Raw genomic sequence first — 20317 nt, forward strand, 5'->3', positions numbered from 1 at the left:
ATTGATCGGTGGGCGAACGAGACAAAAGACCGAGCGCTGTTGCCTTCTGGGGGTAAACCCTGGGAGCGACGCATGCTTTACCCCCAATCGCTGTGGCGAACGCCGCGACGAGGTGCTCCACGGCGGTGCATGCTGCCTCTCCAGGCCCCGAACAGGTGCGCGATCATGCTCCAAAAATGGGAGCGCCTTGCAGCCAGTCGCTCTCGGGGACAAATGTCCTTAAAACAGGACCAAATAGCCTCAAATGTCTCATTGACAGGACATTAAGGATGTTTGACGATGGGCCCATGTCGCCGAAGCTGCCACTGCCCAAGTACCACCAGATCTACCTGGTGCTGCGCGAGCAATTGCAGGAAGGCTGTTTTGCTGCGGGCCTGCCGGGCGAGCTGGCGCTGATGCGGCAGTTCTCCGTGGCGCGCGTGACGGTGCGCCGCGCGCTGGAGCTGCTGCAGGGCGAGGGCCTGATCTCCCGCCAGCCCGGCAGGGGCACCCGGCCCGTGCCCCAGCCCGACGCAGGGCAGGGCGGCCAGGAGAGCCACCCCCACAGCAACCGCGCCCAGCTCACCGGCCTGCTCGAAAACCTGGTCAGCATGGGCCTGCGCACGTCCGTCAAGGTGCTCGACGTGGAGACGGTCACGGCATCCCGCGCGGTGGCCGGGGCCTTGCAGATCACCGTCGGTGATTCGGTGCAGAAGGCGGTGCGGGTGCGCAGCACGCGGGAAGGCCCGCTGTCGCACATCACCACCTATGTGCCGGCCGACATCGCCCGCCAGTTCGGCCGCCGCGAACTCGCGCGCAAGCCCATTCTGGTGCTGCTGGAGGAATCCGGCGTGAAGGTCGGTCGCGCCCACCAGACCATTTCCGCCAGGCTGGCCGATGCCGTGGTGGCCCGCCACCTCGATGTGTCGGTGGGCTCCGCGCTGCTGGCCGTGCGGCGCCTGATCTACGACGACCAGGAGCGGCCCGTGCAGTGGCTGCACGGCCTGTACCGGCCAGACCGCTATGAATACGAAATGCAGCTGTCCCGCGTGGGCAGCATCGATGCCAAGGTCTGGGTCAGCAAAGAGCTGTCGGCCCAGTTCCACTGATTTCAACGACCCCCCTTCGACCATCCCCCAAGGAGAACGCCCATGAGCAACCGCCGCCATTTCCTATCCCAGTCGGCCGCCGCCGCATCGGCCCTGGCCTTCCCCCTGGTGGGCGGCGCACAGGCCAAGGCGGTCAAGGTGGGGGTGCTGCACCCCGTGACGGGCGCGCTGGCCTACTCGGGCCAGCAATGCCGCGAAGGCGCGATGATGGCCATCGAGGACATCAACAAGGCCGGCGGCATCAAGTCCCTGGGCGGCGCCAAGCTCGAGGCGCTGCTGGGCGATGCGCAATCCCAGCCCCAGGCCGGCGCTGCCGAGGTCGAGAAGATGAACGAGGCGGGCGTTTCCGCCGTGGTCGGGGCGTTTGCCTCGGCCATCTGCCTGGCGACCACGCAGGCGGCCGCCAAGTACAACCTGCCGCACATCGTGGACGTGGGCGTGGCCGACCAGATCGTGGAGCGCGGGCTGAAGAACACCTTCCGCTTCGGCCCCGGCTACAAGAAGTGCGCCGAAACCGCTGTGGCCAACCTGCACGTGCTCAACACCGCGGCCGGCAAGCCCGCCAAGACGGTGATGATCATCCACGAGGAGTCGCTGTTCGGCTCGGGCACGGCCCAGTTGCTGGCGCGCGAGCTGCCCGGCTACGGCTACGAGGTCAAGGAGGTCGTCAAGCACGCCAACCCCACGCGCGACTTCAACAACATCGTGCTGCGCATGAAGGCGATCAACCCCGACATCGTGATCCCCGCCAATTACTACAACGAGTACGCGCTGCTGGTGCGCACCATGCAGCAGCAAAAGGTCACGCCCAAGGCCATCTATTCGGTGCTGGGCGGCGCCGCGTCGAGCTACAAGTTCGTCAAGGAGTTTCCGGACGCGGCCAACGGCATCATCGACTGCAACCACTGGTTCAACCCCAAGGACAAGCGGGCGCAGGACCTCAAGAAGCGCGTGGAGGCCAAGGGCCTGTTCTTCAGCTACGAGCTGTTCATGACCTACACGTCCATGTGGCTGCTGGCCGATGCGCTGGAGCGTGCCAAATCGGTGGACCGCGCCGCCATCATCGACGCGCTGGAGAAGAGCACCTTCGCTGACCACATCATGCCGTACGGCGCCACGAAGTTCGTGGCCGGGCAGAACCAAGGCGCCCAGCCGCTCATGACCCAGGTGCTGAACAAGGACATCAAGGTCATCATCCCGCGCGACTACCGCGAAGCGGACCCGCTCTTTCCGCTGAAGGCCTGAGCGGCTGACAACTCCCACTTTTGCGGCCATGCACAGGTCTGCACGGCGCCAGAACCCTCTGGTGCCAGGCCGCGCCTTTGCCTGACTGCCGCACACACCACCCATGTTCGAGCTCAGCATCCTCTTCCCCTCGGTCCTCAACGGCCTGACGACCGGCGCGGTCTACGCACTGATCGCGCTGGGCCTCACGCTGATCTACGGCGTGCTGCACATCATCAACTTCGCGCATGGCGCGTCGCTGATGCTGGCGCTGTACGCCGTCTACCTGCTCAAGCAGCACTGGGGGATCGATCCCTACCTGGCGCTGCCCATCCTCGTGCCCGGCATGTTCGCCCTGGGCTATGTGCTGCAGCGCGTGGTCATCAATCGCGCCAGCCACGGCAAGGACGAGAACATCCTGCTGGTCACCCTGGGCATCTCCATCGTCATGGAGAACCTGGCGCTGCTGTTCTTCAAGTCCGACACGCGCACCATCGAGACGGGCTACACCCTGACCACCGTGGCCATCGGCCCGGCCATGATCGCGCTGCCCAAGCTGGTGTCGTTTGCCGGGGCGCTGGTGGTCTCAGGCCTGCTGCTGTGGATCGTGGGGCGCACCGACCTGGGCCGGGCCATCCGCGCCGTGGCGCGCGAAAAGCACGGTGCCAAGCTCATGGGCATCCATGTCGACCATGTCTACGCCATGAGCTTCGGCATCGGCCTGGGCTGCCTGGGGGCTGCCGCCTGCTTCCTGCTGCCGGCCTACTACGTCAATCCGCAGGTGGGCAGCGGCTTCGTGCTGGTGGCCTTCACCATCGTCGTGCTCGGCGGCATGGGCAGCTTCACCGGTGCGCTGGTGGGGGGGCTGCTGATAGGGGTGGTGGAGTCGCTCGGGGGGCTGTTCCTGGGTGAATCGCTGGGGCAGATCGGCATCTTCGCCATCTTCATCGCCGTCTTGCTGTTTCGCCCGCAGGGCCTTTTTGGAGCCAGGCAGTGAACAAGCAACTCTGGGCCATCGGCCTCTTCGCACTGGCCATCGCAGCCCTCACGGGCTGGTCCGACTCGGGCGTGCTGCTCAACTTCGTGATGATGGCGCTGTACGCGGCCCTGCTGGCGCAGGCCTGGAACATCCTGGGCGGCTTTGGCGGCCAGTTCTCCTTCGGCCATGCGCTGTTTTTCGGTACCGGGGCTTACATCCAGGCCATTGCACAGATGCAGGGCGGCATCAACGCCTGGCTGGCCCTGCCCATGGCGGTGGCCGGCAGCGCGCTGGTGGGGCTTTTCGTGGGCGGGCTGTCGTTCCGCTACGGGCTCAAGGGCTCGTACTTCGCGCTGGTCACGCTGGCGTTTGCCGAGGTGTTCCGCATCCTGGCGCTGTCGGTGCCGTTCACCGGGGCGGGCGTGGGTCTGATGCTGCCGCTAAGGGAGTCGCTCGCGAACATGCAGTTCGGCTCGCGCAAGGGCTATGTGTTCCTGATCCTGGCGCTGGTCACCCTGGCGCTGCTGGTGAGCTGGTGGCTGCGCAACTCGCGCTTCGGCGCCTGGCTGCAGGCCGTGCGCGACAACGAGGACGCGGCCCGCGCCATCGGCGTCAACCCGTTCACCGTGAAGATGGGCGCCATCGCCCTGTCGGGCGGCTTCATGGGCGCGGCCGGCGCGTTCTACGTGCAGGTGTTCCAGTACATCGACCCGGGCATTGCCTATGGGTCGGTGACCTCGGTGGAGGCGCTGGTGGCGGCCATCGTGGGCGGCATCGGCACCGTCTGGGGCCCGGTGCTCGGCGCGCTGGTGCTGCATGTGCTGGCCGATCTCACGCGCAACCTGTTCGGCCAGTTGCCGGGGATCAACATGGTGATCTACGGCACGGTGCTGGTGCTCATCGTCATGTTCCTGCCGCGCGGCATCGCGGGCCTGGGCCAGTCGGTGGTGGACCTGTGGAAACGCTCGGGAGGCCGCCATGGCCAATGATCTCTTGACCCTCACGGGGCTGGGCAAGTCGTTCGGCGGCCTCAAGGCGGTGCAGAACGTCAGCCTCACGGTGCCCGAAGGCTCGCTGACCGCGCTGATCGGCCCCAACGGTGCCGGCAAGACCACGCTGTTTGCACTGATGACCGGTTTCGTCAAGCCCGACTCGGGCACGGTGCAGTTTGCCGGGCGCGACATCACCGGTCAGGCGCCGCACCTCAACGCCCGCCTGGGCATGGCGCGCACCTTCCAGATCGTGCAGCCCTTTGCCGCCCAGACCGTGCGCGAGAACATCGCCGTGGGCGCCCACCTGCACGAGCCGCGCCGCGCGGCGGCCCTTGCACTGGCCACCGAAGTGGCGGCGCGCGTGGGCCTGTCGGCCCAACTGGACAAGCCGGCATCAGACCTCACCGTGGCCGGCCGCAAGCGGTTGGAGCTGGCACGCGCCCTGGCCACCCGGCCGCGCCTGCTGCTGCTTGACGAGGTGCTGGCCGGCCTCAACCCCCAGGAGATTGCCGAGATGATTCCCGTGGTGCGCGGCATTGCAGAGGGCGGTGTGACGGTGCTGATGATTGAGCACGTGATGCAGGCTGTGATGAACCTGGCCGAGCACGTGTGGGTGCTGGCCCAGGGCCAGCTGATCGCCGAGGGCAACCCCGCCACGGTGACATCCGACGAGCGCGTGATCGAGGCCTACCTGGGCCATGGCACGGCAGCGCGCCTGCGCGCCGCGGCCGCCAAGGAGGCTGCATGAGCACGGGCCCACTGCTTGACATTGCAGGCCTGCGCGGCGGCTATGGCCGCGTGGAGGTGCTGCGCGGGGTGGACCTGCAGGTGAACCCCGGCGAAACCGTGGCCTTGCTGGGTAGCAACGGCGCGGGCAAGTCCACGCTCAACAACGTGGTCTGCGGCATCTACCCGGCCTGGGCCGGGCGCGTGGCCTTCGGTGGGGCGGACCTGAGCGGGGCGCACTACACGGCGGTCGTCAAGGCCGGGCTGATCCAGGTGCCCGAGGGGCGCAAGATCTTCCCCAACCTGAGCGTGCTCGAAAACCTGTCGCTGGGCAGCTTTTCGCGCGCCCGCGAGCGCCGGGCCGAGAACATCGACAAGGTGTTCGCCACCTTCCCGCGCCTGAAGGAGCGCACCACCCAACTGGCCGGCACCATGAGCGGCGGCGAGCAGCAGATGCTGGCGATTGGCCGCGGCCTGATGGCCGAGCCGCGCCTCTTGATCCTGGACGAACCCTCGCTCGGCCTGTCGCCCCTGCTGGTCGAAGAGATGTTCGGCCTGATCCGCCAGCTGCGCTCCACGGGTCTGGCCGTGCTGCTGGTGGAGCAGAACGTGGGCCAGTCGCTGGAGATCGCCGACCGCGCCTATGTGATGGAGAACGGGAGCATCCGGTTTTCGGGCGCCCCCGACGAACTGCTGCGCAGCGACGAACTGCGCCGGGCCTACCTGGGCCTTTGAGAAGGAGACAACCACATGACCGTTCCCCGCCGAAAACTGCTGCTGGCCTTGCCGGCGGCCCTGTCCATGGGCCATGTGCTGGCCCAGAACGCGCCCATCCGCATCCTCGTGGGCGCGCCTGCGGGCGGCTCCACCGACACCCTGGCGCGCAACCTGGCCAGCGAGATGGGGCGCCAGCTTGGCCGCACCGTGGTGGTGGAGAACCGCCCTGGCGCGGGTGGCAACATCGCGGCCGATGCCGTGGCCAAGGCCGCGCCCGATGGCAATACGCTGCTCATGAGCTTCACGAGCCACGCCATCAACGCCAGCCTCTACCCCTCACTGCCGTTCGATCCGATCAAGGATTTCACCCCGCTCACCTGCGTGGCCACCTCGCCCTCGATCCTGGTGGCCAACCCCTCGGTGCCGGCCAAGGATGTGCGCGAGCTGATTGCGCTGGCCAAGGCGCGGCCGGGCAAGCTCAACTTCGCCATTGGCGCCGTGGGCTCCTCGCTGCACCTGGCGGGCGATGCGTTCAAGATGCAGTCGGGCGCCTACATCGTCAACATCCCCTACCGGGGCACGGCCCCGGCGCTGCAGGACGTGCTGGCCGGGCAGGTGGAGCTGATGTTCGCCGCCGTGGGCAACGCCCAGGCGCAGGTGCGGGCGGGCAAGCTGCGCGCGCTTGGCGTCACCAGTGCCAGGCGCCTGCCGGCCTTTCCGGACGTGCCCGCGATTGCAGAGGTGCTGCCGGGCTATGAGTCGAGCGCCTGGTTCGGCCTGTTCGGGCCCGGGAACATGGCCCCCGAGCTGGCCAAGCGCCTGAGCGACGCAGCCCGCCAGGCCATCGCCACGCCCGAGGTGAAAAAGCGCCTGGAGACCGAGGGCGCCGTGCCCGTGGGCAACAGCCCCGAGGAATTCGCCCGCTTCGTGCAGGCCGAGATCCCGCGCTGGGCCAAGGTCGTGCGTTTTGCCGGAGCCAAGCCCGAATGAGCTCCGCACCCAGCACCCTGGCACAGAAGCTGGTGGCCCGCGCGAGCGGGCGCACCGGCCTGGCGCCGGGTGACATCGTCAACTGCCGGGTGGACCTGGCCATGTTCCATGACTCGTCCGGCCCCCGGCGCCTCAAACCCATGCTCGACGAGCTGGGCGCCACCATCTGGGACAAGTCGCGCGTGGTGCTGGTCATGGACCACTACCTGCCCGAGCGCGACGAGGAGTCGCGCCGCATCGTGCGCATCGCGCGTGACTGGGCGCGTGAGCAGGCATTGCCCCACGTGTACGACGGCCAGGGCATCTGCCACGTGGTGGTGCCGCAGCACGGCCACATCCGCCCCGGCATGTTCTGCGTGGGGGGCGATTCGCATTCGCCCACGGGTGGGGCCTTCGGTGCCTACATGTTCGGCATCGGCAGCACCGAGATGCTGGGCGTGGTGGTCACCGGCGAGATCTGGCTGCGCGTGCCGCACACGCTGCAGATGCATTGGAGTGGAAAGCTCGCCGCTGGCGTGACCGCCAAGGACATGATGCTGCACATGATCGGCCGCTTCGGCATGAATGGCGGCCAGTACCAGGCCGTGGAGTTCGCCGGTGCTGCCGTGCAGGCCCTGTCGATGCAGGAGCGCATGACGCTCTCGAACATGAGCGCCGAGCTGGGCGCTCAGGCCGGCCTGATCGCCCCCGACGCCACCACGCGCGACTGGCTGGCGGCCCACGGGGTGCCAGAGGCCGACCTGCAAGGCCTGGACGCCTGGGCGACCGACCTCGGCGCGCCGCTCACCCGCCATGATTTCGACGCCGGCACCCTGGCCCCCCAGGTGGCCGCGCCCCACAGCCCCGCCAATACCGCCGCAGTGGGCCAGCATGCGGGCACGCGCATCGACGTGGCCTACATCGGCGCCTGCACGGGCGCCAAGCTCGACGACCTGCGCGCCGCAGCCAGTGTGCTGCGCGGCCAGCGCGTGGCCAGCGGCGTGCGCCTGATGGTGGCACCCGCCAGCCAGCAGGACCAGGCCGCCGCCCGCGCCGAAGGCGTGCTGCAGGTGCTGGAGGAGGCGGGCGCCGAGCTGTTTCCGACCACCTGCGGCGCCTGTGCCGGCTATGGCGATAGCGTGGGCGACGGCACCACCGTGATCTCCAGCACGGCGCGCAATTTCAAGGGGCGCATGGGCTCGGCGACGGCCCAGGTGTACCTGGCCTCGCCCTACACCGTGGCCGCCTCGGCCCTCAAGGGCCGCATTGCCGACCCGCGCGAGGTGCTGGCATGAACGCCGCACTGCATAGGGTCTGGAAGCTCGGTGCCGACATCGACACCGACGTGCTGGCCCCCGGCCACGCGATGAAGCATGGCATCGATGTGCTGGCCCGCCACTGCCTGGAATCGGTGCGGCCGGACTTCGTGGGCGGGGCAGGGAAGGGCGACGTGATCGTGGCCGGCCCCAATTTCGGCATCGGATCCTCGCGCGAACAGGCCGCTGCGGTGCTGGTGCGGCTGGGCGTTGTGGCGGTCATCGCGCCCTCGTTCAGCGGCCTGTACTTTCGCAACGCCTTCAACCTGGGCCTGCTGCTGCTGACCTGCCCGCAGGCGGGCGAGGTGGCCGAGGGCGAGGCCGTTGCCCTGGACTGGCAGGCCCCAGCCGTGATCACAGCGGATGGCACGCGCCTGGCGTGCGATCCGATTCCCCCGTTTCTCATGGACATGGTGCGCGCTGGCGGCTTGATGAACCAGCTGCGCGCCCGATTTGGCAAGGAGGCCTTGAATGGCTGAAAACACCACCACCACCACAGCAACGTCGATGGACCCGGTCACGCTGGCCGTGCTGCGCGGGCGGCTCGAGCAGATCGCCGACGAGATGGACGCCACGCTGTACCGCAGCGCGTTCAACCCCATCATCGCCGAGGCGCACGATGCCTGCCACGGCCTGTACGATGCCACGAGCGGCGACACGCTGGTGCAGGGCAAGTCGGGCCTGCCGGTGTTCGTGGGGGCCATGGCCTTCGCGGTGCGCGCGGCCATGCGCATCGCCGCCGGGCGCGGCGGCATGGCACAAGGCGATACCTGGCTGTTCAACGACCCGTACGAGGGCGGCACGCACGCCAACGACTTCAAGCTGGTGCGGCCCTTCTTTCGCGATGGCAGGCTGTACTGCTTTCTCGCCTCGGCCGCGCATTGGCACGATGTGGGCGGCAACGTGCCCGGCAACTACAACCCGGCTGCCACCGAATGCTGGCAGGAGGCGGTTCAGATCCCGCCGGTGCGCATCGTGCGCGGCGGCGCGCTCGATGAGGACGTGCTGGCCATCCTGAAAGCCAATACCCGCCTGCCCGACAGCCTGTGGGGCGACCTCAACGGCCAGCTCTCGGCGCTGGACTTGGGCGAGCGCCGCCTGCACGACCTGCTCGACCAGTACGGCGACACCGTGGTGCTGCAGGCCATGGGAGAGCTGCGCACGCGCGCCGTCAGGCTCATGCGCTCGCACATCGCGGCACTGCCCGATGGACGCTACAGCTTCAGCGACATGCTGGACAACGACGGGGTGAAGGACGAGGCGCTGACCATTGCCCTGGACATGACCGTGCAGGGCGACCGGCTTACGCTCGACTTCTCGCGCACCTCGCCCCAGTGCGCCGGGCCGGTGAACATCTCGCGCGCCACGGCCATCGCGGCCTGCTACGTGGCGCTCAAGCACCTGTTTCCGGATGTGCCGGCCAATGCGGGCGTGCTCGACGCGGTGGATTTCGTGCTGCCCGATGGCCTGGTGATCAGCGCCGCGCGCCCGCGCCCGGTGGGCGGCTACACCGAGACCATTTTGCGCATGATCGATGTGATCTTCAGCGCCACGGCCCTGGCCGCGCCCGAGCGCGCCATGGCCCAGGCCTACGGCACCATCAATGCCCTGTCCATCGCCGGGCACCGCACCGATGCCGCGCGCAAGGGCCAGCGCTGGGTGATGTTCAGCTTCTTCGGTGGCGGCCATGGCGGGCATTCGGACGGCGATGGCATGAGCCACGGCAACGCGCCCATCTCCACGGCGACCATTCCACCGCTGGAGATCCTGGAGGCGGCGTACCCCGTGCGCTTCACGCAATGGGCGCTGCGCCCGGGCTCGGGCGGCGACGGGCAGCACCGGGGGGGCCTGGGTGCCATCTACGAGATCGAATTGCTGGAGCAGGATGCCGAGGTCTTCATCTTCGGCGAGCGCGGCAAGGCTGCGCCCCAGGGCATTGCCGGGGGCGGAGAGGCCGCCATGAACGTCTTCAGCTACGAGAACGCGGGCACGTGGAAGGTGCCGCCCATGCGTTCCAAGATGATCGGCATCCGATTGCAAAAGGGCGAGCGCGTGCGGCTGGAGACGCCTGGTGGCGGGGGCTACGGTGTACCTGCGGCACGGTCGGCCGCAGCGCGCCAGAGCGACGAAGCGATGGGTTATGTAGTGGCGGACAACAGCGCAGCAGCAGTGAAAGGCGCAGCATGAGCGGCAAGGCTTCCTTTGTGGTGGGGGTGGACGTGGGTGGCACCTTCACCGATCTGTTCGTTCTCGACGAGGCCGACGGCAGTGCGCGCATCGTCAAGGTGCCCTCCACCCGGGGTGAAGAAGCGCGCGGCTTCATGAACGGCGTGGCGCGCGTGGCGGATTCGGCCGCAGCCATCGCCACCATCGTGCATGGCACCACGGTGGGCACGAATGCGCTGCTGGAGCGCAAGGTGGCGCGCACCGGCATCATCACCACGCGCGGCTTTCGCGACGTGCTGGAGATGCGCCGGCGCGACCGCCCGCAGACCTGGGGCCTGCGCGGCAGCTTCGAGCCCATCGTGCCACGCGACCTGCGCCTGGAGGTGGACGAGCGCGTGCTGGCCGACGGCACGGTGCACACGCCGGTCGACCTGGCCCAGGTGAAAGCCCAGGCCCAGGCATTGCTCGATGCGGGCTGCGAGGCCGTCTGCGTGTTCTTCATCAACACCTACGCCAACCCGGCCAACGAGCAGGCGGCCGTGGCCGCCGTGCGCAGCCTCTGGCCCAACCCGCATGTGACGGCCGCCAGCGAGGTGTTGCCCGAGATCCGCGAGTTCGAGCGCTGCTCGACCGCCACGCTCAATGCCGCCTTGCAGCCCGTGGTGGGCAGCTACCTGGAGCGGCTGGAGGGCGACCTGCGCGGCCAGGGCTTCGCGGGTGAACTGCTCATCGTGCAGAGCAACGGCGGCGTGATGTCGCGCCAGACGGCGTGCGATGTGCCTGTGCGCACGGCGCTGTCGGGCCCAGCGGCGGGGGTGATCGCCTGTGCGGCCATCGCACGGGCGGCAGGTTTCCCGGATGCGATCACGGGCGACATGGGCGGCACCTCGTTCGACGTGTCGCTGGTGGCGAGCGGCGAGGCGGCGCTGGCGGCGCAGACCTCCATCGAATTCGGCATGGTGGTGCGCTCGCCCATGATCCAGATCGAGACCATTGGTGCGGGCGGCGGCTCCATTGCCTCGGTGGACGCCAGCGGCATGCTGCAGGTGGGCCCCGAGTCGGCCGGCAGCGTGCCCGGCCCCGCCTGCTACGGGCGCGGCAACACCCGGCCCACGGTGACCGATGCCAACGTGCTGCTGGGCCGCATCGCGGCCGACCGGCCGCTGGGTGGCGGGCTGCTCGCCGCCATGAATGCAGGCAAGTCCCGCGACGCCATCGAGACCCACGTGGCCCAGCCCCTGGGCCTGGAGGTGATGGCCGCCGCAGAGGCCATCCTCACCGTGGCCAATGCCAAGATGGCCGGCGCCGTGCGCGTGGTGTCCATCGAGCGCGGGCACGACCCGCGCCAGTTCGCCTACATGCCCTTCGGCGGCGGTGGCGCCCTGCATGTCTGCGCCATGATGCGCGAAGTGGGGGTGGGCACGGGCATCGTGCCGCGCTACCCCGGCGTCACCTCTGCCCTCGGCTGCGTGATGGCCGACATGCGCCATGACGCGGTGCAGACCCTGAACAAACCCCTGGCAGACCTCGACGTGGCCGACCTGCGACAGCGCGTGCAGGCCCTGTCGGCTGCCTGCCAGCAGCGGCTGGACTCGGCCGGCGTGCAGTTCGTGCAGGTGCAAGAGGTCATTGCGCTGGATATGCTCTATGCCGGGCAGACGCACACCGTGCAGGTGCCGCTCGCCACGGAGGCACTCCACCGCGAGGGCATCCAGGCGGCTTTCGAGGCCGCCTACCGCGCCGCCTTCGGCCGCGTGCTCGACGGCATTGCCGTGCGGGTGATGAACCTTCGCTACGCCCGTGTGGGCGTGCGGCCCAAATTCGACCTCACGGTGCTGGCCCCGCAGTCGACCACGCTGAACCCTTCGTTGGGCGTGCAGCGCGTGTTCCATGCCGGCCGGTGGTGGGATGCGGCGCGCCATGCGCGGCTGGAGCTGCCGGTGGGTGCCCGCATCGACGGCCCGGCCATCCTGGAGCAACCCGACACCACGGTGTGGCTGGAGCCGGGCTTTCACGCCATCGTTGACACGCTGGGCAATCTTTTGGTGCGTTCCGCATGACGGCCGCCGCATCCCCCCTGCACACCCGGCGCGTGGCGCTGGTCATCATCGACCTGCAGAACGACTTTCTCGCGCCCGATGGTGCCTATGCGCGCGGTGGCGCGGTGATCCCGGCTGCGCAGGCCTTGCCGGCGCGCGTGGCGCAGGTGGCCACCTCCGTCAAGGCCGGGGGTGGCCTGGTCGCAGGCAGCCAGTTCACGCTGTGGCCCGACGCACAGGGCGAGCCCATGGTCTCGCCCCACCTCAAGACCTTGCGGCCCTTTCTGCGGCGCGGCGACTTCGCGCCCGGCAGCCGGGGCCAGGCCAATGTGTCCGAGATCGCGCCCTGGGTGGACCTCTCGGTGTGCAAGGTGGCCTATTCGGCCTTTTTCAACACCCAGCTCGACTGGGTGCTGCGCCGCGCAGGCATCGATACCGTGGCGGTGTGCGGCATCGTCACCAACGGCGGGGTGGCCAGCACGGTGCGCGATGCCCACATGCGCGACTACCGCACCCTGGTGCTGTCGGACGGCTGCGCCGCCTTCCGCCAGGACGTGCACGACACCGCGCTGGCCGACATGGCCACCGTGGCCCAGGTGCTGGGCTGCGCAGAGTTCATGGCTGCGCTGGCGGCGGGCACGCCATGACGGGCACGCTGCCCAACATTCGCCGGGCCGACCGGATGCCCGCGGCCGCGCAGGGCAACCATGTGCCCGTGGCCATCGTTGGCGGCGGCGCCTGCGGCCTGACGGCCGCGCTGATGCTGCACGACCTGGGTGTCGAATGCGCCGTACTGGAGCGCGATGCCACGCCCACGGGATCCTCGGCCCTGTCCTCGGGCTTCATCCCGGCACCGGCCACGCGGGTGCAGAAGGAACTGGGCATTGACGACAGCCCCGAGCGCTTTGCCGCCGACATCAGCGCCAAGGCCAAGGGCAGGGCGGCGCCGCAGCTGGTGCAGGCCTATGCCCGGGCCATCGGCCCCGCGCTCGATGCGCTGCAGCAGCGCCACGGCCTGCAGTGGCAGGTGCTAGACGGCTTTCTGTACCCCGGCCACAGCGTGCGCCGTATGCATGCGGTGCCCGAGACGACCGGGGTGGGCCTGATGGGCCGACTGGCCAATGCCGTCGCGGCGGCCGACATCCCCCTGGTGACCGATGCCACCGTGCGCGAGTTGTGGGCGGACGACACCGGCCTGGTGATCGGCGTGGGCTACGAGCGGCCCGGCGGCCGGCTGGAACACCTGTCGTGCGACGCGGCCATCCTGGCCTGCAACGGCTTTGGCGGCAACGCCGCCATGGTGCGCGAGCTGCTGCCCGATATGCGCGATGCCCTGTTCGCCGGCCACATGGGCAACGACGGCAGCGCCATCGCCTGGGGCCGTGCGCTGGGCGCGCGTCTGGCCGACCTGGGCGGCTACCAGGGCCACGGCTCGTGGGCCATCCCGCAGGGCGCGCTGATCTCGTGGGCGCTGATGATGGAGGGAGGCATTCAGGTCAACGCGCTGGGCCGGCGCTTTCACGACGAGACGCAGGGCTACTCGGAGGCCTCGGTGCATGTGCTGGCCCAGCCGGCGGGCGTGGCCTGGAATGTGTTCGACGCGCCGATCCTGGCACTGGCGCGGGGTTTTCCGGACTTCGTGGATGCAGAAGCTGCCGGCGCTGTGAAGCACTGCGACAGCGTTCAGGCCCTGGCCGCCGTGATCGGCTGCGACGAGACCGCGCTGGCGGCCACGCTGGCGGGGCAGGGCCCGTACCCTCGTTCCAAGGCGCGGCCGCTGCAGGCTCCGTACTGCGCCGTCAAGGTCACGGGGGCCCTGTTCCATACCCAGGGCGGGCTCGATATCGATGCGCGCTGCCGGGTGCTCGACACCGCAGGCTGCCCGTTTCCCAACCTGCTGGCGGCCGGCGGCGCGGCGCGCGGCGTCTCGGGCGATGCCGTCTGGGGCTATCTCTCGGGCAACGGCCTGTTGAGCGCCGTGGCCGGCGGTTACCTGGCGGCCCATACCGCCGCACACCTGCTTCGTCCCTCCACGGGCCACATCCCATGACCACGATTTCCTTGCACGAACGGCTGCAACAGCCGCAGATCCTGCTGGCCCCCGGCGTCTACGACGCGCTGAGCGCCCTGGTGGCCGAGCAGGCGGGCTTCGAGGCGCTGTACCTCTCGGGTGCCTCCATCGCCTACACCCGGCTGGGCCGCTCCGACGTTGGCCTGACCACCTACACCGAGGTGGAAGACACGCTGGCGCGCATCACCGAGCGGGTGCGCACGCCGGTGATCGTGGATGCCGACACCGGTTTCGGCAATGCGCTCAACGTGCAGCGCACGGTGCGCGGCTTCGAGCGCGCGGGCGCCGCCATGGTGCAGATCGAGGACCAGGGCTTTCCCAAGCGCTGCGGCCACCTGGACGGCAAGAGCGTGGTGCCTGCCGCCGAAATGGTGGGCAAGCTGCGTGCGGCCCTCGACGCCCGGCGCGACGCCCGCACCCTGATCCTGGCGCGCACCGATGCGCTGGCGGTCGAGGGCATCGATGCCGCGTTCGACCGCGCCGAGCGCTATCTGGAGTGTGGTGTGGACGCGCTCTTCATCGAAGCCCTGCGCACCCCGGAGCAGATGGACGCCGCCTGCCAGCGCTTTGCCCACCGCATCCCGCTGCTGGCCAACATGGTCGAAGGCGGCAAGACCCCGGTGCAAAGCGCGAAGGAGCTGGGCCAGCGCGGTTTTCGCATCGCCATCTTCCCGGGCGGCACGGCGCGCGCCGTGGCCCACACCCTGCAGGGCTATTACGCCAGCCTGCAGGCCCACCAGACCACGGCGCCGTTCAAGGAGCGCATGCTGGATTTCGATGGGCTCAATGCGCTGATCGGGACACCCGAGTTGATGGAGCAGGGCAAGAAGTACGAATAGCCCCGCCGGCACTGCGGCACCCGAGGCCGCTTACCATTCCATGGAAATCCTTCATTGCATGGAGAACACATGGCATACAAACTGCAAACCATCACCCTGGGCGGCGGCTGCTTCTGGTGCACCGAGGCGGTGTTCGACCGCGTGCGCGGCATCACCGACGTGGAAAGCGGCTACACCAACGGCCAGACGATCAAGCCGACCTACGAGCAGATCTGCCAGGGCGACACCGGCCATGCCGAGGTGGTGCGCCTGACTTTCGATGCCGACGAGATCAGCCTCGAAGAGATCCTGGAGATCTTCTTCCACACCCACGACCCGACCACCCTCAACCGCCAGGGCAACGACGTGGGCACGCAGTACCGCAGCGGCATCTACTACGACAACCCGGCCCACGGCGAGCTGGCCGACGCCATGGTGCGCCAGATGTCGCAGGACAAGCTGTTCGGCGCCCCCATCACCACCGAGGTGAAGCCCCTGGCCAACTACAGCACGGCCGAGGACTACCACCAGGATTACTTTGCCAAGCACCCGGGGCAGGGCTACTGCGCCATGGTGGTGGGCCCCAAGGTGGACAAGTTCCGCAAGACCTTCCGCAAGTACCTCAAGGAGGATTGAGAGGCTGAGAGTCTTTCGTTCATGCCCGCCTTGCACGCCAAAACACCCCGGATCGTCGTTGCAAATGCTCGCCATAGCCGGAGCTATGGCTGTGCTTTGCGCCTAGATCCAGTGCGTTTTGACGCGCCATTCGGACACGGACAAAAAACTCCCAGCCTCAGAGCAGGCTGGGCCCGTCGCCCACCCGCACGCGCACCACGCCGCCCAGCAGCCCACCCATGGCCCGTTGCAGCCGGGACGCGGGGCGGCTCGACAGCAGGGTGCGCATGATGTCCTGCGCACTGATGATCTCCGGGGGCGCAAAGCCGCAGTCCGCAAGCATGGCCTGCAGTTCTGTGTCGCCAAGGAAGCAGTTCCAGGGCTCGCCCATGCCGCGAAAGCGGCGCGCCATCAGGCCCAGGGCCAGCCGACGGCCCAGCTCCTTCGGGGCAGGGCGGCGCACATAGTCGAAAACCAGCACGCTGCCCGGCGCCATCTGCGTGCCTATGCGTTCCAGCGTGGCCCGTACGGCGGTGGGTGCCAGGTACATGCTGACGCCCAGCCAGGCAAACACGGTGCGTTCGTGCGGGTCCAGACCCTGGGCTACCAGGTGCTGCATGAAGTCCTGGCGCTCGAAGTCCACCGGCACATGGATCGCCCCTGGCCGCATCCACAGGCCGGCGCCAGCGGCAAGCTGCTGCTTCCAGGCCTGGGTGGCCGGGTGGTCAACCTCGAACACCCGGGCAAGCCCCTTGGGCCAGCCCCTGCGCAAGGCGAAGGTATCCAGGCCCGCGCCCAGCACCACGTACTGCGTGGCCCCGGCGGCCACCGCCTCGCGCAGGGTGTCTTCGGCGATGCGGCTGCGGGCGGCCAGGGCACCGCGCATGGCTTCGGAGAAGCTGCCCCGGTCGCTCAGGTGCCCCCCGGGTCCGTGGTCGATGGCCCATTGGCGCACCGCGACGCCCAGCTCCGGCCCCAGGATCTCGAGGGCCAGCGGGTCTGCGAACACTTCACCCCCGTCCAGCAACTGGTGCCGGGCCCGGGCAATGCCGCACAGCAAGGCCGTGCGGCTGGGCCGGGCCGAGGCCAGAAGGGGTTGCAGGGCAGGGGAGAGGGAGGGTGGGTTGTGGGCCATGGTGGGCGATTCTGAAAGGTCTGCGCCCGGCCGTCTTGAATGATTTCGCCAAGGGCACCCCGGGAGGGTGCCTGGCGAACCCGTCTACGATGCGGGGCGTGCGCCTGCGATTCCAGCTCCCCTTTGCCACCGTCGCCCTGCCGCCCCTGGCGCTGGCGGGTTGCATCCGTGCTTACCTCATCAAGGACACCACGGGCGGCAAGCACCCGCAGGAGGCTCCGCGCCTGAACCGCTACCCGGCATCGGTCTACTGCGGCGTGGCCTGGTTTCTACAGGGCAGCTCCGAGCGCATCGATGCCGAAGGCGGCGCACCCCAGCCCCTGGCCTCCACGCTGTTGCTGGGTCCGCAGACCCGCCCCTGGGCCACGCGCAATCCCGGGCCGGTGCGCACCTTCGGGGTGGTGTTCCAGCCCCATGCCTTCCACCAGCTGACCGGCCTGCCCATCAGCGCACTGGTGGATGGCCTGCTGCCCGCCCAGGAGGTGCTGCCGGCACCATGGCGTGCGCTGTGCGATGCCGTGAGGCAGGCGCAGGACGATGCCGCCAGGATGGCACTGATCGAAGACACGGTGGCCACCCATTGGCGCAGCCGCGATGGCGCGCAGGTTGCCGATGGTGCCCCTGGCACCCGCTGGTTGCAGGAACTGCAGGCCCATGCAGCTGCCAGCGGACTGGGCGGCAGCCTGCGCAGCCTGGAGCGCCATGCCCGCACCTGGGCAGGCCAGCCCGTGCGCCGCCTGGCCTGGCTGTCGCGCGCCGAATCGACCTTGCTGCAGGCACGCACCGACAGCGAGCACAGCGGCCAGGTGCCGCGCTGGCAGGACGTGGCCTCCGGCGCCGGCTATGCGGACCAGTCGCACCTGTGCCGCGAGACACAGCGCGTCACCGGCCACAGCCCGGGCGAACTGGCGCGCGGCGTGGACACGGACGACAGCTACTGGTTCTATCGGCTCTGGTCTTGACCGCAGGGTTCGTCCGGAAATGGCCGGTGACCGGCATGCAGCATGCATAATGCAAATCGATTGCGTTACCAGGCCTGCGCCGGTCAGCCATTCCTCTCATGCCCACGATTCGCTCCCCTCTTTCTGTTGTCGCCGCCACGCCAAGCGCCTGGACCCTGCCCGCCGGCATGCGGGCCACGCGCGCCACGCGGGCGCTGGCGCAACTGTTCGAGGCGCGGCCCGACGCCGCACTGTCCGAAGCCGAGGTGGAATCTGCTCTGGCGGCTGCCGGGGCGCCGGTCAACAAGGTCACCGTCTACCGCATGCTCGACCGCTTTGCCGCCGCCGGCCTGCTGCAGCGGCAGGTGGATGCCGCCCGCGTCACGCGCTTTGCGCTGGCGCCGCAGGGCGGGGAGGGCGCTGTTCCCCGCTTCGAGTGCGGTGACTGCCATCGCCAGTTTCGCCTGGCACAGGGCTCGGCGCGCGTGCAAAGCGCCTTGAAGCAGGTGCTGCAGGCGCTGGCCACGGCCGGGCACGAAAGCCTGGCGGTGGAGATTGCCGTGCGTGGCCGTTGCGCCGGGTGCGCGCATCCGGCCGAGGGGGCTGCCGCATGATCCGCACACGGGGCCTTTCCTACGCCTATGCCGCAGGCAGTGAAGCACTGCGCTTTCCCGACGTGGACTTGCGCCAGGGCGGCACCTTGCTGCTGCGCGGGCGCTCGGGCACGGGCAAATCGACCTGGCTGGCGCTGCTGGCGGGCCTGCGTTCGCCCGCTGGCGGCGACCTGTTCGTGGCCAGTACGCAACTGGGCACGCAGCGCGGCGCCGAGATCGATGCCTGGCGTGCGCGCAGCGTCGGTTTTCTGCCGCAGAAGCTGCACCTGAGCAGCGCGCTCACGGTGGCCGATAACCTGGCCCTGGTGTACTTTGCGGCCGGCCTGCCGCGCGACGATGCGGCCATCAACCGCGCGCTGGCCCAGGTGGGTGTGGCCGAGCTGGCCGCGCGCCGGCCGCACCAGCTCTCGGGCGGGCAAGCGCAGCGCGTGGCGCTGGCGCGGGCCGTGCTGCTCACGCCCCAGATCCTGCTTGCGGACGAACCCACGGCCAGCCTCGACGACGAGGCTGCGGCCGATGCCCTGGCACTGCTGCAGGCCAGCGCCACCGCTTGCGATGCCAGCCTGGTGATCGCCACGCACGACCAGCGCGTTGTGCAGGCCCTGGCGGCCACGCCAGGTCTGCAGCAGCTCGACCTGAACTCCATGCGTGCCGACTGACGTCTACCGCCCCGATGGCCAAGCTTCTCTCCCTTTCCTGGCGCTACCTGTGGGCGCGCCCGCTGGCCGCCGTGCTCAACCTGCTGGTGCTCACGCTGGGTCTGGCGGCGATCACCCTGGTGCTGCTGGTGGCCACGCAGCTCGACCGTGCCTTCGAGCGCGACCTGGACGGCATCGACCTCGTGGTGGGGGCCAAGGGCAGCCCGCTGCAGCTCATCCTGGCGGGGGTGTTCCATATCGATGTGCCCACCGGCAACATCCCGCTGCAGGAGGTGCAAGCCCTGCAGAAGAACCCGCTGGTGGCGCAGGTGATCCCGCTGAGCCTGGGCGACAGTTACCAGGGCTTTCGCATCGTGGGCACCACGCCCGACTACCTGGCGCTCTATGGCGCCACTCTGGCCGAGGGCCAGCCCTGGCAGCAGCCCATGGATGCGGTGCTGGGCGCCACGGTGGCGCGCGGCATCGTGGGCGCAGCGCATGCAGGCGCGCCCTTGGTCGGCGCCACCTTCATCGGCAGCCATGGCCTGGGCGGGGGAGGGCATGCCCATGGCGAGCACCCGTACCGCGTGGCCGGCGTGCTGGCTGCCTGCAGCTGCGTGCTCGACCGGCTCATCCTTACCTCCACCGAGTCCGTCTGGATGGTGCACGAGACCGCCACCGCCACCGAGCCCGAGGACCTGGCGGTGCTCAAGGAGGAGCGCGAGGTGACCGTGGCCCTGCTGCGCTACCGCACGCCCATGGCCGCCGTCACGCTGCCGCGCCAGATCAATGCCGACACGTCGATGCAGGCGGCCGCTCCCGCCATCGAGGTCACCCGCCTGCTGCGCCTGCTGGGCGTGGGGGCCGACGTGCTGCGCGCCTTTGGCGGCGTGCTGCTGGCCGTGGCCGCGCTCAGTGTGTTCATCGCCCTGTGGAATGCCGTGCGCGAGCGCCGCACCGACCTGGCCATGCTGCGCATGTTGGGCGCGCCGCCGGGCCGCGTCGCCGGCCTGGTGCTGTGCGAGGCGCTGTGGCTGGCCGCCATGGCGACGGCCCTGGGCCTGCTGCTGGGCCATGGCCTGGCGCAGGTGCTGGGCTGGGTGCTGCAGGCGCAGGGCCTGTTGCCCGTGAGCGGCCTGGTGTGGCTGCCAGCCGAGGCGGGCGTGCCGCTGATCGCCGTGCTCGTGGCCGCCTTTGCGGCGCTGCTGCCCGCCATGCAGGCCTACCGCACCGAAGTGGCCGATCTCTTGAGTCAACCCTGATTACCAA

At 69.3% G+C, this 20317-nt stretch carries 20 protein-coding genes; 19 read left to right on the plus strand and 1 reads right to left on the minus strand.

Annotated elements, in window-relative coordinates; translation table 11 throughout:
* The first annotated feature begins 287 nt into the window (after positions 1 to 287).
* From ACSQ9E_RS11610 to msrA, 15 genes are all read left to right on the plus strand, one after another.
* On the plus strand, positions 288 to 1088 hold the full coding sequence (locus tag ACSQ9E_RS11610; RefSeq protein ID WP_436217857.1) for a GntR family transcriptional regulator: 801 nt from the start codon (positions 288 to 290) through the stop codon (positions 1086 to 1088).
* Between the two features lie 42 nt (positions 1089 to 1130).
* Entirely contained in the window at positions 1131 to 2333 is a 1203-nt protein-coding gene (locus tag ACSQ9E_RS11615; protein WP_057203030.1) for an ABC transporter substrate-binding protein, read from the plus strand.
* Positions 2334 to 2436: 103 nt separating this feature from the next.
* Positions 2437 to 3309: a branched-chain amino acid ABC transporter permease gene (locus ACSQ9E_RS11620; protein ID WP_436217858.1), complete on the plus strand. Its 873-nt coding sequence runs from the start codon at positions 2437 to 2439 to the stop codon at positions 3307 to 3309.
* A complete protein-coding gene (locus tag ACSQ9E_RS11625; protein ID WP_057267589.1) occupies positions 3306 to 4280 on the plus strand; it encodes a branched-chain amino acid ABC transporter permease in 975 nt (324 codons plus the stop codon). The genes ACSQ9E_RS11620 and ACSQ9E_RS11625 overlap by 4 nt, the downstream gene beginning before the upstream one ends.
* Positions 4270 to 5031: an ABC transporter ATP-binding protein gene (locus ACSQ9E_RS11630; RefSeq protein WP_436178486.1), complete on the plus strand. Its 762-nt coding sequence runs from the start codon at positions 4270 to 4272 to the stop codon at positions 5029 to 5031. Before ACSQ9E_RS11625 ends, ACSQ9E_RS11630 begins: the two co-directional genes overlap by 11 nt.
* Positions 5028 to 5744, plus strand: coding sequence for an ABC transporter ATP-binding protein (locus tag ACSQ9E_RS11635; RefSeq protein WP_179680332.1), 717 nt, complete (start codon positions 5028 to 5030; stop codon positions 5742 to 5744). The genes ACSQ9E_RS11630 and ACSQ9E_RS11635 overlap by 4 nt, the downstream gene beginning before the upstream one ends.
* A 15-nt stretch (positions 5745 to 5759) precedes the next feature.
* A complete protein-coding gene (locus ACSQ9E_RS11640) occupies positions 5760 to 6716 on the plus strand; it encodes a tripartite tricarboxylate transporter substrate binding protein (protein ID WP_057203025.1) in 957 nt (318 codons plus the stop codon).
* Positions 6713 to 7990, plus strand: coding sequence for a 3-isopropylmalate dehydratase large subunit (locus tag ACSQ9E_RS11645; protein WP_436178485.1), 1278 nt, complete (start codon positions 6713 to 6715; stop codon positions 7988 to 7990). Before ACSQ9E_RS11640 ends, ACSQ9E_RS11645 begins: the two co-directional genes overlap by 4 nt.
* A complete protein-coding gene (locus tag ACSQ9E_RS11650) occupies positions 7987 to 8490 on the plus strand; it encodes a 3-isopropylmalate dehydratase (RefSeq protein WP_436178484.1) in 504 nt (167 codons plus the stop codon). Before ACSQ9E_RS11645 ends, ACSQ9E_RS11650 begins: the two co-directional genes overlap by 4 nt.
* Entirely contained in the window at positions 8483 to 10198 is a 1716-nt protein-coding gene (locus ACSQ9E_RS11655) for a hydantoinase B/oxoprolinase family protein (RefSeq protein WP_436178483.1), read from the plus strand. Before ACSQ9E_RS11650 ends, ACSQ9E_RS11655 begins: the two co-directional genes overlap by 8 nt.
* Positions 10195 to 12237, plus strand: a complete 2043-nt coding sequence (locus ACSQ9E_RS11660; RefSeq protein ID WP_436217859.1) for a hydantoinase/oxoprolinase family protein — start codon at positions 10195 to 10197, stop codon at positions 12235 to 12237. The genes ACSQ9E_RS11655 and ACSQ9E_RS11660 overlap by 4 nt, the downstream gene beginning before the upstream one ends.
* On the plus strand, positions 12234 to 12863 hold the full coding sequence (locus ACSQ9E_RS11665) for a cysteine hydrolase family protein (RefSeq protein ID WP_436217860.1): 630 nt from the start codon (positions 12234 to 12236) through the stop codon (positions 12861 to 12863). Before ACSQ9E_RS11660 ends, ACSQ9E_RS11665 begins: the two co-directional genes overlap by 4 nt.
* Positions 12860 to 14266, plus strand: coding sequence for an FAD-dependent oxidoreductase (locus ACSQ9E_RS11670; RefSeq protein ID WP_436217861.1), 1407 nt, complete (start codon positions 12860 to 12862; stop codon positions 14264 to 14266). Before ACSQ9E_RS11665 ends, ACSQ9E_RS11670 begins: the two co-directional genes overlap by 4 nt.
* On the plus strand, positions 14263 to 15126 hold the full coding sequence (locus tag ACSQ9E_RS11675; protein WP_436217862.1) for an isocitrate lyase/PEP mutase family protein: 864 nt from the start codon (positions 14263 to 14265) through the stop codon (positions 15124 to 15126). Before ACSQ9E_RS11670 ends, ACSQ9E_RS11675 begins: the two co-directional genes overlap by 4 nt.
* A 69-nt stretch (positions 15127 to 15195) precedes the next feature.
* Positions 15196 to 15741, plus strand: coding sequence for a peptide-methionine (S)-S-oxide reductase MsrA (gene msrA, locus ACSQ9E_RS11680; protein WP_436217863.1), 546 nt, complete (start codon positions 15196 to 15198; stop codon positions 15739 to 15741).
* Positions 15742 to 15898: 157 nt separating this feature from the next.
* Here the strand turns inward: msrA and ACSQ9E_RS11685 are convergent, their stop codons facing one another.
* Positions 15899 to 16855, minus strand: coding sequence for a class I SAM-dependent methyltransferase (locus ACSQ9E_RS11685; RefSeq protein ID WP_436217864.1), 957 nt, complete (start codon positions 16853 to 16855; stop codon positions 15899 to 15901).
* 98 nt (positions 16856 to 16953) lie between these two features.
* Between ACSQ9E_RS11685 and ACSQ9E_RS11690 the strand changes: the two genes are divergently transcribed.
* The 4 genes from ACSQ9E_RS11690 (at position 16954) to ACSQ9E_RS11705 (ending at position 20310) form a co-directional block, all read left to right on the plus strand.
* The gene (locus tag ACSQ9E_RS11690) at positions 16954 to 17817 is read left to right on the plus strand and encodes a DUF6597 domain-containing transcriptional factor (RefSeq protein WP_436217865.1); all 864 of its coding nucleotides are present in this window, start codon (positions 16954 to 16956) and stop codon (positions 17815 to 17817) included.
* Between the two features lie 167 nt (positions 17818 to 17984).
* A complete protein-coding gene (locus ACSQ9E_RS11695; RefSeq protein WP_057267573.1) occupies positions 17985 to 18410 on the plus strand; it encodes a transcriptional repressor in 426 nt (141 codons plus the stop codon).
* Positions 18407 to 19069, plus strand: a complete 663-nt coding sequence (locus ACSQ9E_RS11700; RefSeq protein ID WP_436217866.1) for an ATP-binding cassette domain-containing protein — start codon at positions 18407 to 18409, stop codon at positions 19067 to 19069. Before ACSQ9E_RS11695 ends, ACSQ9E_RS11700 begins: the two co-directional genes overlap by 4 nt.
* Positions 19070 to 19083: 14 nt before the next feature.
* Complete coding sequence (locus ACSQ9E_RS11705; RefSeq protein WP_428000666.1) at positions 19084 to 20310, plus strand: FtsX-like permease family protein; 1227 nt, start codon at positions 19084 to 19086, stop codon at positions 20308 to 20310.
* Positions 20311 to 20317 lie beyond the last annotated feature (7 nt).

It is taken from the genome of Acidovorax sp. LjRoot118, from assembly GCF_964253575.1.
In the GTDB taxonomy this organism is placed as follows: domain Bacteria; phylum Pseudomonadota; class Gammaproteobacteria; order Burkholderiales; family Burkholderiaceae_C; genus Acidovorax.